Genomic DNA, 14181 nt, shown 5'->3' on the forward strand with positions numbered 1-14181 from the left:
ATTATTTACCGCTGGTCATTTTTTGGTGTTCGTCGAGGAATTCTTTCATCTCTTTCGGCGGCTGGTAACCCGGAACAAGTGTGCCATTGCTCAGCACAATTGCCGGAGTGCCACTAACGCCAAGCTGGACGCCAAGTGCGTAATGATCGGCAATATCGATATCGCAACTTGCCGGAGTGGCAGCTTTACCCGCCATCACATCATCAAACGCTTTCTTTTTATCTTTCGCACACCAGATGGCTTTCATTTGTTGCTCAGCCTGGCTCTCCAGCCCCTGGCGAGGGAAAGCAAGATAACGCACGGTGATCCCCAGCGCGTTGTAGTCTGCCATTTGCTCATGCAGTTTGTGGCAGTAACCACAGGTAATATCAGTAAACACGGTAATGACGTGTTTTTCCTGCGGCGCTTTATAAACGATCATCTCGTTTTCAAGCGCGTTCAGTTGCTTTAACAGCATCTTATTGGTGACATTGACCGGAGCCGTTCCGCTAACGTCATACATTGGCCCCTGAATGATATGTTTACCGTCATCGGTGATGTACAACACACCGCTGTTAGTCAGAACTGTCTTCATGCCAGCCACGGGTGCAGGCTGAATATCGCTGCTTTTGATGCCCATTTTGGCTAACGTCTGTTGAATTACCGCGTCATCCGCCTGAGCAAAGCCTGAAAACGCCGCCAACAACGTAAATAACATAAAACCTTTCTTCATAAATCTTCCCGTTCTTTTCAGACATCACGCCCGCGGGTGATGCTGTTGATGAAGTTGCCGCAGTCGCTCGGTAGCGACATGCGTATAAATTTGCGTGGTGGAGAGATCGCTGTGGCCCAGTAGCATCTGCACCACGCGTAAATCCGCACCATGATTTAATAAATGAGTGGCAAAAGCGTGACGCAACACATGCGGTGACAGCTTTTCGCTGTCGATACCCGCCAGCACAGCATAATGTTTAATGCGGTGCCAGAAGGTTTGTCTCGTCATCTGCTGCGCGCGCTGACTGGGAAACAACACGTCAATTGACACACCGTTTAGCAACCACGGTCGCCCGTGTTCCAGATAAGTTTCCAGCCAGTAAACCGCCTCTTCACCTAACGGCACAAGGCGTTCTTTGTTGCCTTTACCAATGACCCGCACTACGCCCTGACGCAGGCTGATATCACTCATTGTCAGCCCGACCAGTTCAGAGACTCGCAGCCCGGTAGCATACAACACTTCAAGCATGGCTTTATCGCGCAGCTCCAGTGGCTGATCAATTAATGGTGCCTGTAATAATCGTTCGACCTGCGCTTCGCTTAAATCTTTTGGCAAACGCTGGGGCAATTTCGGCGAAGCGAGATGCGCGCTGGGATCGTCTTCACGAAACTTTTCGCGATAAAGATACTGGAACAATCGGCGCACTGCACTCAGCAAACGCGCTGAGCTGGTGGCTTTATACCCACCCTCCAGCCGTTCTGCCAGTAATGCCTGCAAATCGTCACTTTGCGCCGTCGCCAGCGTCAACCCGCGGTGATGCAACCACTCCACCATCATTGACAGATCGCGACGGTATGCGTTCAACGTATTTTCAGCCAGATTTTTTTCCAGCCACAGAGCATCAAGAAACTGCTCGATGCGTGCCAGATCCTGTTTCACTTGCGCCCCTTATGGTCACTCATTTGATCCATTATGCCTTATTGTGCCGTGACTAAAGCGATTCTGATACACTAGCCGCAAAAGCCACAGCAGAATCGAGAAGCTTACGTTATGAATATGGGTCTTTTTTACGGTTCCAGCACCTGTTACACCGAAATGGCGGCAGAAAAAATCCGCGATATTATCGGCCCAGAACTGGTGACCTTACATAACCTCAAGGACGACTCCCCGAAATTAATGGAGCAGTACGATGTGCTCATTCTGGGTATCCCGACCTGGGATTTTGGCGAAATCCAGGAAGACTGGGAAGCCATCTGGGATCAGCTCGACGACCTGAATCTCGAAGGTAAAATTGTTGCGCTGTATGGGCTTGGCGATCAACTGGGGTACGGCGAGTGGTTCCTCGATGCGCTCGGCATGCTGCATGACAAACTCTCGACCAAAGGCGTGAAGTTCGTCGGCTACTGGCCAACGGAAGGATATGAGTTTACCAGCCCGAAACCGGTGATTGCTGACGGGCAACTGTTCGTGGGTCTGGCACTGGACGAAACTAACCAGTATGACCTTAGCGACGAGCGTATTCAGAGCTGGTGCGAGCAAATCCTCAACGAAATGGCAGAGCATTACGCCTGATGTCACTGACGGCTTAGCACACAGCCTTTGCCGTCATCTTTATCTTTGCGTCTCTTGTTGCAACAAAATCCGCCGTAAATCCCGCCATTCGGCTTCGTCCATGCTGTCGGCTGCCAGCCACAAGTGCTGACGTTTACCGCTATCAGAACGTAAACGCAACATCATGCCGCTTTTAATCATCCACGGCGCTTTGACGATGCACCACTCCTGCCCTTGCCAACGCAAACGCCCGTCCATCAACAGGCGAATTTCCCCCTGGCGGGCATTAATGCGTCGCTGGCTGCGAACGCAATCAAACACCACCAGCGAAAGTAACACCATCCATAACGGGGTGTAACTTAACGGCCAGGGCATGAGTAAAATAACAGCGGCAACCAGCCCATGAATCAGCAAGGAAAGCCACTGCGCGCGCCAGGAGACGCGCAGATCAGATTGCCACAGGACCACGTTCCCGGTTCCGTGTCTGGATGAGTCGGACCATCATTTCCAGTTCTGCATCGGCCGGTTTACCATGATTCATCAGCCAGTTGAACAGATCGGGATCGTCACATTCCAGCAGACGAATAAAGATGCGTTTTTCGTCATCACTTAAGCTGTCGTACTCATGTTCGAAAAACGGCATGATTGAAATATCGAGTTCGCGCATACCACGGCGGCATGCCCAGTGAATGCGGGCTTTGTTATTAATGTCCATCTTCTTCCTGTCTCACGAAAATCCAGTACCAGGCTATTGTAACGTGTTTTTCGACTTCTTTTGCGGGAATATCAGTAAACACAATCGCGATCGCGAAATTAACCCACAATATTTCAAGGGCTTCATTTTTTTGGTAGTCGCCTCGCAAAGCATATCAGAAGGCACAGATCGCGTAGTGAAAGCACTTGCATTGCCTCATAGCTCTTTTACCATTAGTCATAAATACGCCGTTTGTAAAACAGGACTCCATTATGGCTTTTACACCTTTTCCTCCCCGTCAGCCTACGGCTTCTGCCCGTTTACCGCTGACGCTGATGACGCTTGATGACTGGGCGCTTGCCACCATTACTGGCGCGGACAGCGAAAAATATATGCAGGGTCAGGTGACAGCAGATGTCAGCCAGATGACAGAAGATCAGCACCTGCTCGCCGCCCATTGCGACGCCAAAGGCAAAATGTGGAGCAATTTACGTCTGTTCCGCGACGGCGATGGCTTTGCGTGGATTGAACGGCGCAGCGTGCGCGAGTCACAACTGACTGAACTGAAAAAATATGCGGTGTTCTCTAAAGTGACCATCGCGCCAGACGATGAACGTGTGCTGCTTGGTGTTGCCGGTTTTCAGGCACGCGCTGCGCTGGCTAACCTCTTTAGTGAATTACCTTCGAAGGAAAAGCAGGTTATCAGAGAAGGTGCGACTACCCTGCTATGGTTTGAACACCCAGCAGAACGTTTCCTGATCGTAACCGATGAAGCTACCGCCAATACGCTGACCGATAAACTGCGCGGTGAAGCAGAACTGAACAATAGCCAACAGTGGCTGGCATTAAACATTGAAGCGGGTTTTCCGGTGATTGATGCCGCCAACAGCGGGCAGTTTATCCCACAGGCGACCAACCTCCAGGCGCTGGGCGGCATCAGCTTTAAAAAAGGCTGTTATACCGGACAAGAGATGGTGGCACGAGCTAAATTCCGCGGTGCCAACAAACGTGCCCTCTGGCTGCTGGCAGGTAGCGCCAGCCGACTGCCGGAAGCGGGTGAAGATTTAGAGCTGAAAATGGGCGAGAACTGGCGTCGTACCGGTACGGTGCTGGCTGCGGTAAAACTGGAAGATGGTCAGGTCGTGGTACAGGTCGTCATGAATAACGATATGGAACCGGACAGCATCTTCCGCGTACGTGACGATGCGAATACATTGCATATCGAGCCGCTGCCGTATTCGCTCGAAGAGTAAATCTCTGTATCGCTCCGGCGACTATTGCCTGATGCGACGCTGACGCGTCTTATCATGCCTGGGATTTGGTGCCTTTATCACACCAAGGACGCGGCCCGTAGGCCGGATAAGGCGTTCACGCCGCATCCGGCAGTTGCGATCCGATGCCTGATGCGACGCTGACGCGTCTTATCAGGCCTACAAAGGCACACCCATTACGCCTGCCCAATATACAAATAGATCGCCAGAAAGTGGCACACGCTGCCGCCGAGCACAAAGCCGTGCCAGATGGCATGATTGTACGGAATGCGTTTGCAGACATAGAAAATCACCCCGAGCGAATAAACCACTCCGCCTACCGCCAGTAAGGTAACACTGCCCGCCGCGAGCTTAACTGCCATTTCATAAATTACCACCAGCGACAGCCAGCCCATCGCCAGATAGGTCACCAGAGATAAAATTTTGAATCGGTGCGCGATGGTCAGTTTAAACAGAATACCCAGCAATGCCAGGCTCCAGATAACAATCATCAACCCGCGCGCTAACGGAGAATCCAACCCCACCAGCAAAAAAGGCGTATAGGTTCCGGCAATCAACAGATAAATAGCGCAGTGGTCAAATTTCTTCAGCCACATTTTTGCCCGTTGATGAGGAATGGCGTGATACAGCGTCGAAGCGAGGAACAGCAGGATCATACTGCCGCCATAGAGGCTGTAACTGGTTATCGCTGTGGCGCTGGCATTGAGATCCACCGCCTGAACCAGTAGCAACACCAGCCCAACGATACCAAACACCAACCCAATGCCGTGACTGACGCTGTTGGCAATTTCCTCTGCCAGCGAATATCCCTGCTTAATGAGGGGCTTCTGAACCATAACTTACTCCGGAGAAACGTACACGCACATGTATACCTCTCCAGCGTAACTGAGAATAGTTCCAGTGAACACCTGTTAGCTAAAATAAATTCTGATTTGAGACTAATCTCCGAAAAATCATGAAATTAAATGCGAAATTTCAACTAACAGGCGTGAGTTCAATTTAAAGGCATTTAAATTCAATCACATAAAACTGTGTCTGGCCGGGATAGATATCGGCAATGACCTTTTTCAGATCAGTCAGGGTCATATTTTCCTGCTCTGCATGTTTTTCCGTCAGTGTATCCAGCGTTACGGTTGAGGTTGCGGTGACTTCAATCGTGCAAAAATAACCGTCATCTTCAAAACGCCCGACACGAAGCACATCACCCGTTTTGAAGTGCGATTCAGACTCGTCGCGGATGGTGATGGTTTTACGACCAGCCAGAATGTCATCCTGGAAACGTTGAAAAAAAGTGATGTCGTTTGGCTGCATGGTACTATTTCCTGTAAGAATTGACTCATCTGGAGCCTATGATAGTGAAAAAACTCACCTTACCGAAAGATTTCTTATGGGGCGGCGCAGTTGCCGCTCATCAGGTCGAAGGCGGCTGGAACAAAGGCGGCAAAGGGCCGAGCATTTGTGACGTTCTGACCGGTGGCGCACACGGCGTGCCGCGCGAAATCACCAAAGAAGTCTTGCCAGGAAAATACTATCCAAACCATGAAGCCGTTGATTTTTATGGTCACTACAAGGAAGACATCAAGCTATTTGCCGAAATGGGCTTCAAATGTTTTCGCACTTCCATCGCCTGGACGCGCATTTTCCCAAAAGGTGATGAAACTCAGCCAAACGAAGAAGGGCTGAAGTTCTACGATGATATGTTCGATGAACTGCTGAAATACAACATCGAACCGGTGATCACCCTCTCCCACTTTGAAATGCCGCTGCATCTGGTGCAGCAATACGGTAGCTGGACTAACCGTAAAGTGGTTGATTTCTTTGTACGTTTCGCGGAAGTGGTATTTGAACGCTATAAGCATAAAGTCAAATACTGGATGACCTTCAACGAAATTAACAACCAGCGTAACTGGCGTGCACCGCTGTTCGGTTACTGCTGCTCTGGCGTGGTGTATACCGAACATGAAAACCCGGAAGAGACGATGTATCAGGTGCTGCATCACCAGTTTGTCGCCAGCGCCCTGGCAGTGAAAGCCGCGCGTCGCATTAACCCGGAGATGAAAGTCGGCTGTATGCTGGCGATGGTGCCGCTCTATCCTTACTCCTGTAACCCGGACGATGTGATGTTCGCTCAGGAGTCGATGCGCGAACGCTACGTCTTTACCGATGTGCAGCTACGCGGCTATTACCCGTCGTATGTGTTGAACGAGTGGGAGCGTCGCGGATTTAACATCAAAATGGAAGACGGCGATCTCGATGTACTGCGTGAAGGCACGTGCGATTATCTTGGTTTCAGCTATTACATGACCAACGCAGTGAAGGCCGAAGGCGGCACCGGCGATGCGATCTCTGGTTTTGAAGGCAGCGTACCGAACCCATTTGTTAAGGCTTCGGACTGGGGCTGGCAGATTGATCCGGTGGGTCTGCGTTACGCACTTTGCGAACTGTATGAGCGTTACCAGAAGCCGCTGTTTATTGTCGAAAACGGTTTTGGCGCTTACGACAAAGTGGAAGAAGATGGCAGCATCAACGACGACTACCGCATTGATTACCTGCGAGCTCATATTGAAGAGATGAAAAAGGCGGTGACTTACGATGGCGTGGATCTGATGGGCTACACGCCGTGGGGTTGCATCGACTGCGTGTCGTTCACCACCGGGCAGTACAGCAAACGCTACGGCTTTATCTATGTGAATAAACATGACGACGGTACTGGCGATATGTCGCGTTCACGTAAGAAGAGCTTTGACTGGTACAAAGAGGTGATTGCCAGCAACGGCGAGAAGTTTTAAGTCGATGAAGTACCGGATGCAATACTCGTTGCATCCGGTCAGATAACTTTCCTGTTTTATTTTCCACCCGCCAAATCGATAAAACTTCCCGTGACATAAGAGGCTTTATCACTTAACAGCCAGACGATGGCCTGCGCGACCTCTTCCGCCTGTCCGCCACGCTGCATGGGGATGTTCGACTTAACGCGATCAACGCGTCCAGGTTCGCCACCGCTGGCGTGCATTTCGGTATAAATAAACCCTGGCCGCACGCCGTTAACGCGGATCCCCTGCGCGGCGACTTCCAGTGACAGCCCTGTGGTTAACGTATCAATCGCCCCTTTCGATGCCGCATAGTCAACGTATTCTCCCGGCGATCCCAGCCGTGAAGCCACTGACGAGACATTGACGATAGCACCGCCATTACCGCCGTTCTTAAGCGCCATGCGCTTTACCGCCTCGCGGCAGCAGAGAAAATATCCCGTCACATTGGTGGAAAGTACCCGGTTGATTCGCTCTGCGGTAAGGTTTTCTACGGTGCACTGGGTAAACAAGATCCCGGCGTTATTGACCAGCGCGGCTAGCGGTTCATCGTGCTGATCGATTGCTGTAAACATTGCGATGACCTGATTTTCGTCGCTGATATCCGCCTGAAGCACGAATGCCTTGCCACCGGCTTGCGTGATTAACTTCACCACTTCCTGCGCCGCGTGGAGGTTTTGCTGATAATTAACCGCCACCGTATACCCTTCTTGCGCCAACAGTAATGCAGTTGCCCGCCCGATGCCGCGACTGCCACCGGTCACAAGTGCTATAGTCATTTGTTTTCCTAAAAAAATAAAGGCGCCGAAGCGCCTTTCAAATTATTGATGACAAAGTGCTTTTATTATGCCGGATGCGGCGTGAACGCCTTATCCAGCCTACAAGATCGTGCAAATTCAATACATTGCACAGACTATGTAGGCCTGATAAACGAGGTGCATCAGGCAATGTTGAGTTTGACATCAGTGTCAAAGGCGCCGAAGCGCCTTTAGAAGATAGTCGAATCAGTAAATTACTGGTATTCGCTAATCGGTACGCAGGAGCAGAACAGGTTACGGTCCCCGTAAACATCATCCAGACGTTTCACTGTCGGCCAGTATTTATCTGCCACGCCTGCCGGGAATACTGCAACTTCACGGCTGTACGGATGCGCCCACTCGGCGACCAGTTCGCTCTGAATGTGCGGAGCATTCACCAGCGGGTTATCTTCCAGCGGCCAGACACCGGCTTTCACCTGGTCAATTTCTGCGCGGATAGCCAGCATCGCGTCGATAAAGCGATCCAGTTCCACTTTGCTTTCAGATTCAGTCGGTTCTACCATCAGCGTCCCCGCCACCGGGAACGACATGGTCGGCGCGTGGAAACCATAGTCGATCAGACGCTTGGCAATATCCAGCTCGCTGATGCCGGTTTCTTCTTTCAACGGGCGAATATCGAGAATACATTCGTGCGCCACGCGACCATCGCGACCGGTATACAGCACCGGGAAGGCATCCTGCAGGCGGCTGGCAATATAGTTGGCGTTGAGGATTGCCACCTGGCTTGCTTTTTTCAGCCCTTCTGCGCCCATCATGCGGATGTACATCCAGCTAATTGGCAGAATAGAAGCGCTACCGAACGGTGCCGCAGAAACCGCGCCCTGACGGGTTAACATGCCTTCGATTTGCACCACGCTATGACCCGGAACAAACGGTGCCAAATGCGCTTTCACGCCGATCGGTCCCATACCCGGACCACCACCGCCGTGCGGAATGCAGAAAGTTTTATGCAGGTTAAGGTGCGAAACGTCCGCGCCAATAAAGCCCGGCGAAGTGATGCCAACCTGGGCGTTCATGTTCGCGCCATCAAGGTAAACCTGACCGCCGAACTGATGCACGATTTCACACACTTCACGGATCGTTTCTTCGTACACGCCGTGGGTGGAAGGATAGGTCACCATAATGCAGGAGAGATTATCGCCCGCCTGCTCCGCTTTCGCGCGCAGGTCAGTCAGATCGATGTTGCCGTTTTTATCACACGCCACAACCACCACCTGCATTCCTGCCATATGCGCGGAAGCCGGGTTAGTGCCATGCGCAGAAGCCGGGATCAGGCAGATATCGCGATGTCCTTCGTTGCGGCTTTCATGATAATGACGAATCGCCAGCAGCCCCGCGTATTCGCCCTGAGCGCCAGAGTTCGGCTGCATACAGACGGCGTCGTAACCGGTCAGTTTCACCAGCCAGTCAGCCAGTTGCGCGATCATCTGCTGATAACCTTCGGCCTGTTCCGGCGGGCAGAACGGGTGCAGTTCGGCAAATTCCGGCCAGGTGATTGGGATCATCTCGGCGGCGGCGTTCAGTTTCATGGTGCAGGAACCCAGCGGGATCATCGCCTGATTCAGCGCCAGATCTTTACGCTCCAGCGAGTGCATATAGCGCATCATTTCGGTTTCGCTGTGGTAGCGATTAAACACCGGATGGGTGAGCATTTCGTCATCGCGCAGCATTGCAGGCTGAATAGAACGGCTGTCGTGAGCCACGTCTTTGTCCAGCGTGTCGATGTCCAGTCCGTGATTATCGCCCAGCAGTACGCTGAAAAGCTGCATCACGTTTTCGCGCGTGGTGGTTTCATCAAGGGTGATCCCCACCGCATTCAGAATATCGCTACGCAGGTTGATTTCAGCCGCTTCGGCACGCGCCAGCACGCCCGCTTTGTCGGCCACTTCCAAACACAAAGTATCGAAATAGTGCGCATGGCGCAGCTTCTGACCTTTTTGTTGCAGACCTGCAGCCAGGATATCAGTAAGACGGTGGATGCGGTTAGCGATACGTTTCAGGCCAACCGGACCGTGATAAACGGCATACAGGCTGGCGATGTTTGCCAGCAGTACCTGGGAAGTACAAATGTTGGAGTTCGCTTTCTCACGGCGAATATGTTGCTCGCGAGTCTGCATCGCCATGCGCAGCGCGGTATTGCCCGCAGCATCTTTCGATACACCAATAATACGGCCCGGCATTGAGCGTTTGTATTCATCTTTCGCCGCAAAGAATGCCGCGTGCGGGCCACCGTAGCCCATCGGTACGCCAAAGCGTTGCGCCGAACCAAAGACAATATCCGCGCCCTGTTTACCCGGCGCAGTTAACAGCACCAGCGCCATAATATCGGCGGCAACGCTGACCACAATTTTGCGTGATTTCAGTTCGCTGATAAGCGCGGTGTAGTCGTGAATTTCACCGGTAGTGCCGACCTGCTGTAACAGCACGCCGAAGACGTCCTGGTGATCCAGCACTTTTTGCGCGTCATCGACAATCACTTCAAAACCAAAGGTTTCGGCACGAGTACGTACCACATCCAGCGTTTGCGGATGCACGTCAGAAGCAACAAAGAAGCGGTTGGCATTTTTCAGTTTGCTGACGCGTTTCGCCATCGCCATTGCTTCGGCGGCAGCGGTGGCTTCGTCAAGAAGAGAAGCCGAAGCCATATCCAGGCCAGTCAAATCCAGCGTTACCTGCTGGAAGTTGAGCAGTGCTTCAAGGCGGCCCTGGGAGACTTCAGGTTGATACGGAGTATACGCGGTATACCAGCCCGGATTTTCCAGCATGTTACGCAGGATAACCGGCGGTAACTGCACGGCGGTGTAACCCATGCCGATGTAAGACGTGAAGCGTTTATTGCGACTGGCAATAGCCTTGAGTTCCGCCAGCGCGGCGTATTCGGTCGCCGGTGCGCCAACCTGCGGCGGGGTCGCAAGCTGAATATCTTTCGGCACAATCTGGCCGGTCAGCGCGTTTAACGATTGTGCGCCAACGGCATTCAGCATTTCTTGCTGTTGCGCGGCGTCCGGTCCGATATGGCGTTCAATAAAAGCGCCGCTGTTTTCAAGCTGGCTTAACGTCTGTGTCATGAGCGATGGTTCCTGAAACGTGCAGTGAATTGTGAACCTCTCTCCTTGCGAAGAGAGTGAGGGTGAGGCGTAAATATCCTCACCCCGATCCTCTCCCGCAGAAGAGGAATAAAGCCGTTACTCGTCTTCTAACAATGCTTCGTATGCGGTCGCATCCAGCAGTGATTCCAGTTCGCTTTCATCGCTGGCTTTGATTTTAAAGATCCAGCCGCCTGCATACGGTTCGCTGTTCACCAGTTCCGGGGAATCGCTGAGTGCGTCGTTTACCGCCACGATTTCACCGCTTACTGGCGCATAAATGTCTGACGCCGCTTTTACCGATTCGGCAACCGCGCAGTCATCGCCCGCGCTAACTGTTGCGCCCACTTCCGGCAGGTCAACAAACACCATATCGCCTAACAGCTCCTGAGCGTGCTCAGTGATGCCAACAGTGTAAGTGCCGTCGGCTTCTTTACGCAGCCATTCGTGTTCTTTGCTGTATTTCAGTTCTGCTGGTACGTTGCTCATCAATTAATCTCCAAAAAGTAAATCACGCGACGGCTTTGCCGTTACGCACAAAAACAGGTTTCGTCACTTTTACCGGCATTTCACGGTTGCGAATTTGCACAATCGCCGTTTCGCCAATACCTTCCGGCACGCGTGCCAGCGCAATGCTGTAACCCAACGTCGGGGAGAAAGTACCGCTGGTGATAATGCCTTCATGCTGATTGCCCTGCGCATCGGTAAAACGTACCGGCAGTTCATTACGCAGCACGCCTTTTTCGGTCATCACCAGACCAACCAGTTTTTCTGTGCCATGTTCACGCTGCGCTTCCAGAGCTTCACGACCGATAAAGTCACGATCAGTCGGTTCCCAGGCGATGGTCCAGCCCATGTTGGCGGCTAAAGGAGAAATAGTTTCGTCCATCTCCTGGCTATACAGATTCATACCCGCTTCCAGACGCAGTGTGTCACGAGCGCCCAGACCGCAGGGCTTAACGCCCGCTTCCACCAGCGCACGCCAGAAATCCGCCGCTTTTTCATTGGGCAGCGCAATTTCGTAGCCCACTTCACCGGTATAACCGGTGGTGGCAATAAACAGATCGCCCGCCTGCACGCCAAAGAAGGGTTTCATCCCTTCCACCGCCTGACGCTGAGCATCATTAAACAGTGTGGCAGCTTTTGCCTGCGCATTCGGCCCTTGTACGGCAATCATGGAGAGGTCATCACGAACGGTAATTTCGATGCCGAAAGGTTCAGCGTGTTGGGTAATCCAGGAGAGGTCTTTTTCGCGGGTGGCGGAGTTAACAACGAGGCGGAAGAAATCTTCAGTAAAGTAGTAGACGATAAGGTCATCTATCACACCGCCAGAGGCATTCAACATCCCCGAGTAAAGGGCTTTGCCGCTTTTGGTGAGCTTCGCCACATCGTTAGCCAGCAGATAACGCAGAAACTCCCGGGTGCGACTGCCGCGAAGATCGACGATGGTCATATGTGACACATCAAACATTCCGGCATCGGTACGTACCGCATGATGTTCGTCGATTTGCGAACCGTAATGCAGCGGCATCATCCAGCCGTGGAAATCCACCATGCGAGCGCCGCAAAGCGTGTGTTGTTCGTACAAAGGAGTCTGTTGTGCCATCTTGTCCTCATTGAATAAGCGGGGCTGACAACTTTTTCATGGTGAAATTATCACCACGAAACCCAGCATCGGAGCCACTCCCGGTCCCCAACGCAATCGTTCTCTTTTCCCTGAACTTACCACCGAAACAGACTGTTAACCATAAGGTAAAATTAAACATCACATTAGCTTATGGTTAAAAAACGTCAAAATTGCAACAGAATAAAAAACCAAAAAACGACCATTCTCTATACAAAGATAATTAGATGAGAAAGTTAATTTGAATAAGACAACATTAAGAACTGAAAAAATGTCAAAAAACACTAAATCAAAAATTCGTGACATTAGAAAATATAATGCGAAAACGGAGGTGAAATTAGTTTATTTCAAATGAGGAAAATCTCCCGGCGAAAAAACCGGGAGATGAAAGTGTGATGGGTATCAAATAAACAGCAGAAGAGAAATTTTTAGCGCAGCCATTCAGGCAAATCGTTTAATCCCATTGCCTGACGGATAAGTTGTGGTTTAACGCCAGGAAGCGTATCGGCCAGTTTCAGGCCAATATCACGCAGCAGTTTTTTCGCCGGATTAGCCCCGGAAAACAGATCGCGGAATCCCTGCATACCTGCCAGCATCAGCGCCGCACTGTGCTTGCGGCTACGCTCATAGCGACGCAGGTAAATGTACTGCCCGATGTCTTTACCCTGACGATGCAACCGTTTCAGTTCAGCAATCAGCTCTGCAGCATCCATAAAGCCGAGATTCACCCCCTGCCCCGCCAACGGGTGAATGGTATGCGCGGCGTCGCCCACCAGCGCCAGACGGTGCGCGGCAAACTGGCGCGCATAACGCCCAGTCAGCGGGAACACCAGACGTTCACTCTCAACCTTGCATAAGCCCAGGCGATTATCAAAAGCGATATTTAACTCGCGGTTAAATTCGTCTTCGCCTGCCTGATGCATCCGCTGTGCTTCCTCTGGGGACAGTGACCAGACAATTGAGCAAAGATGCGGATCGCTAAGCGGCAAAAAGGCCAGAATGCCTTCGCCATGGAAAACCTGTCGCGCCACCGCATCATGCGGTTCTTCCGTGCGAATGGTCGCCACCAGCGCGTGATGCTGATAATCCCAGAAAGTCAGCGGAATATCGGCTTTGTTGCGCAACCAGGAATTAGCGCCGTCTGCGCCAATTACCAGACGCGCCGTTAACATGCTGCCGTCTTTCAGCGTCAGGAAGGTTTCGTTCTCTCCCCAGGCGACCTGCTGTAATTCTGCAGGGGCTAACAGGCTGATATCTGAGGACTGCTGTGCTTTGTTCCACAGCGCGTAGTGAATGACTGAATTTTCAACGATATGCCCAAGATGGCTATAGCCCATGCTTTGATCGTCAAACGAAATGTGACCAAAACTGTCTTTGTCCCACACATCCATGCCGTGATAGCAACTGGCTCTGCGGGAGAGAATCTCCTGCCAGACGCCAAGACGGGTGAGTAATTTTTCGCTGGCGGCATTGATAGCCGAAACGCGCAGTTGTGGTGGTGCATCCGCCGCCAGGGGTTCCGGTACGCGCTGCTCCAGTACGGCAACGCGTAAGCCGCTCCCCTGTAAGCCGCAGGCAACCGCCAGCCCCACCATGCCGCCGCCAACAATGGCTACATCAACACTTTGCATTG

Annotated in this window: 15 protein-coding genes; 4 read left to right on the forward strand and 11 right to left on the reverse strand. The window is 52.0% G+C overall.

Annotated features, from left to right (window positions below):
• Position 1 precedes the first annotated feature (1 nt).
• Positions 2-712 (reverse strand): bifunctional protein-disulfide isomerase/oxidoreductase DsbC, encoded by a 711-nt coding sequence (dsbC, locus tag BGE37_RS00520; protein ID WP_105276710.1) that lies wholly within the window; start codon positions 710-712, stop codon positions 2-4.
• 24 nt (positions 713-736) lie between these two features.
• Positions 737-1633 carry a site-specific tyrosine recombinase XerD gene (xerD, locus tag BGE37_RS00525; RefSeq protein ID WP_000806638.1) on the reverse strand — a complete coding sequence of 299 codons (897 nt, stop codon included), beginning with the start codon at positions 1631-1633 and terminating at the stop codon, positions 737-739.
• Between the two features lie 111 nt (positions 1634-1744).
• Here xerD and fldB point away from each other — a divergent pair, with 111 nt between their 5' ends.
• On the forward strand, positions 1745-2266 hold the full coding sequence (gene fldB, locus BGE37_RS00530) for a flavodoxin FldB (protein WP_001055865.1): 522 nt from the start codon (positions 1745-1747) through the stop codon (positions 2264-2266).
• A gap of 39 nt (positions 2267-2305) precedes the next feature.
• On the opposite strand, the gene BGE37_RS00535 is transcribed toward fldB, so the two are convergent.
• Both BGE37_RS00535 and sdhE read right to left on the reverse strand, forming a co-directional pair.
• Entirely contained in the window at positions 2306-2713 is a 408-nt protein-coding gene (locus tag BGE37_RS00535; protein ID WP_000244774.1) for a protein YgfX, read from the reverse strand.
• Positions 2694-2960 (reverse strand): FAD assembly factor SdhE, encoded by a 267-nt coding sequence (gene sdhE / locus BGE37_RS00540; RefSeq protein WP_000354046.1) that lies wholly within the window; start codon positions 2958-2960, stop codon positions 2694-2696. The genes BGE37_RS00535 and sdhE overlap by 20 nt, the downstream gene beginning before the upstream one ends.
• 251 nt (positions 2961-3211) lie before the next feature.
• Between sdhE and ygfZ the strand changes: the two genes are divergently transcribed.
• Positions 3212-4192 carry a tRNA-modifying protein YgfZ gene (gene ygfZ, locus BGE37_RS00550; protein WP_032171975.1) on the forward strand — a complete coding sequence of 327 codons (981 nt, stop codon included), beginning with the start codon at positions 3212-3214 and terminating at the stop codon, positions 4190-4192.
• Positions 4193-4386: 194 nt separating this feature from the next.
• Here ygfZ and trhA read toward each other — a convergent pair whose 3' ends face one another.
• Positions 4387-5046 carry a PAQR family membrane homeostasis protein TrhA gene (trhA, locus tag BGE37_RS00555; RefSeq protein ID WP_000250274.1) on the reverse strand — a complete coding sequence of 220 codons (660 nt, stop codon included), beginning with the start codon at positions 5044-5046 and terminating at the stop codon, positions 4387-4389.
• 163 nt (positions 5047-5209) lie between these two features.
• Positions 5210-5521: a N(4)-acetylcytidine aminohydrolase gene (gene yqfB / locus BGE37_RS00560; RefSeq protein ID WP_001182952.1), complete on the reverse strand. Its 312-nt coding sequence runs from the start codon at positions 5519-5521 to the stop codon at positions 5210-5212.
• A gap of 44 nt (positions 5522-5565) precedes the next feature.
• Between yqfB and bglA the strand changes: the two genes are divergently transcribed.
• Positions 5566-6999 (forward strand): 6-phospho-beta-glucosidase BglA, encoded by a 1434-nt coding sequence (bglA, locus tag BGE37_RS00565; protein WP_157944747.1) that lies wholly within the window; start codon positions 5566-5568, stop codon positions 6997-6999.
• A gap of 56 nt (positions 7000-7055) precedes the next feature.
• Here the strand turns inward: bglA and BGE37_RS00570 are convergent, their stop codons facing one another.
• The 4 genes from BGE37_RS00570 to gcvT all read right to left on the reverse strand — a co-directional run bounded on the left by BGE37_RS00570 (position 7056) and on the right by gcvT (position 12530).
• Positions 7056-7799 carry an SDR family oxidoreductase gene (locus BGE37_RS00570; RefSeq protein ID WP_000150658.1) on the reverse strand — a complete coding sequence of 248 codons (744 nt, stop codon included), beginning with the start codon at positions 7797-7799 and terminating at the stop codon, positions 7056-7058.
• A gap of 233 nt (positions 7800-8032) precedes the next feature.
• Positions 8033-10906, reverse strand: coding sequence for an aminomethyl-transferring glycine dehydrogenase (gene gcvP / locus BGE37_RS00575; RefSeq protein ID WP_039021535.1), 2874 nt, complete (start codon positions 10904-10906; stop codon positions 8033-8035).
• A gap of 117 nt (positions 10907-11023) precedes the next feature.
• Positions 11024-11413, reverse strand: coding sequence for a glycine cleavage system protein GcvH (gene gcvH / locus BGE37_RS00580; protein ID WP_001295377.1), 390 nt, complete (start codon positions 11411-11413; stop codon positions 11024-11026).
• Positions 11414-11435: 22 nt separating this feature from the next.
• Positions 11436-12530, reverse strand: coding sequence for a glycine cleavage system aminomethyltransferase GcvT (gene gcvT / locus BGE37_RS00585; protein ID WP_044713457.1), 1095 nt, complete (start codon positions 12528-12530; stop codon positions 11436-11438).
• A gap of 289 nt (positions 12531-12819) precedes the next feature.
• On the opposite strand from gcvT, the gene BGE37_RS25035 reads away from it, so the two are divergent.
• On the forward strand, positions 12820-12903 hold the full coding sequence (locus BGE37_RS25035; RefSeq protein ID WP_122633141.1) for a hypothetical protein: 84 nt from the start codon (positions 12820-12822) through the stop codon (positions 12901-12903).
• A gap of 73 nt (positions 12904-12976) precedes the next feature.
• Here BGE37_RS25035 and ubiI read toward each other — a convergent pair whose 3' ends face one another.
• The gene (gene ubiI, locus BGE37_RS00590) at positions 12977-14179 is read right to left on the reverse strand and encodes an FAD-dependent 2-octaprenylphenol hydroxylase (protein WP_105287658.1); all 1203 of its coding nucleotides are present in this window, start codon (positions 14177-14179) and stop codon (positions 12977-12979) included.
• Between the last annotated feature and the right edge of the window lie 2 nt (positions 14180-14181).

Source organism: Escherichia sp. MOD1-EC6300 (assembly GCF_002965045.1).
In the GTDB taxonomy this organism is placed as follows: Bacteria; Pseudomonadota; Gammaproteobacteria; order Enterobacterales; family Enterobacteriaceae; genus Escherichia; species Escherichia coli_F.

What these genes read in the sequence shown, in the direction of transcription:
- dsbC (WP_105276710.1), bottom strand. Translation starts at nt 712, where the DNA reads ATGAAGAAAGGTTTTATGTTATTTACGTTGTTGGCGGCGTTTTCAGGC.
- fldB (WP_001055865.1), top strand. Translation starts at nt 1,745, where the DNA reads ATGAATATGGGTCTTTTTTACGGTTCCAGCACCTGTTACACCGAAATG.
- sdhE (WP_000354046.1), bottom strand. Translation starts at nt 2,960, where the DNA reads ATGGACATTAATAACAAAGCCCGCATTCACTGGGCATGCCGCCGTGGT.
- ygfZ (WP_032171975.1), top strand. Translation starts at nt 3,212, where the DNA reads ATGGCTTTTACACCTTTTCCTCCCCGTCAGCCTACGGCTTCTGCCCGT.
- trhA (WP_000250274.1), bottom strand. Translation starts at nt 5,046, where the DNA reads ATGGTTCAGAAGCCCCTCATTAAGCAGGGATATTCGCTGGCAGAGGAA.
- yqfB (WP_001182952.1), bottom strand. Translation starts at nt 5,521, where the DNA reads ATGCAGCCAAACGACATCACTTTTTTTCAACGTTTCCAGGATGACATT.
- BGE37_RS00570 (WP_000150658.1), bottom strand. Translation starts at nt 7,799, where the DNA reads ATGACTATAGCACTTGTGACCGGTGGCAGTCGCGGCATCGGGCGGGCA.
- gcvP (WP_039021535.1), bottom strand. Translation starts at nt 10,906, where the DNA reads ATGACACAGACGTTAAGCCAGCTTGAAAACAGCGGCGCTTTTATTGAA.
- gcvH (WP_001295377.1), bottom strand. Translation starts at nt 11,413, where the DNA reads ATGAGCAACGTACCAGCAGAACTGAAATACAGCAAAGAACACGAATGG.
- gcvT (WP_044713457.1), bottom strand. Translation starts at nt 12,530, where the DNA reads ATGGCACAACAGACTCCTTTGTACGAACAACACACGCTTTGCGGCGCT.
- BGE37_RS25035 (WP_122633141.1), top strand. Translation starts at nt 12,820, where the DNA reads ATGTCAAAAAACACTAAATCAAAAATTCGTGACATTAGAAAATATAAT.
- ubiI (WP_105287658.1), bottom strand. Translation starts at nt 14,179, where the DNA reads ATGCAAAGTGTTGATGTAGCCATTGTTGGCGGCGGCATGGTGGGGCTG.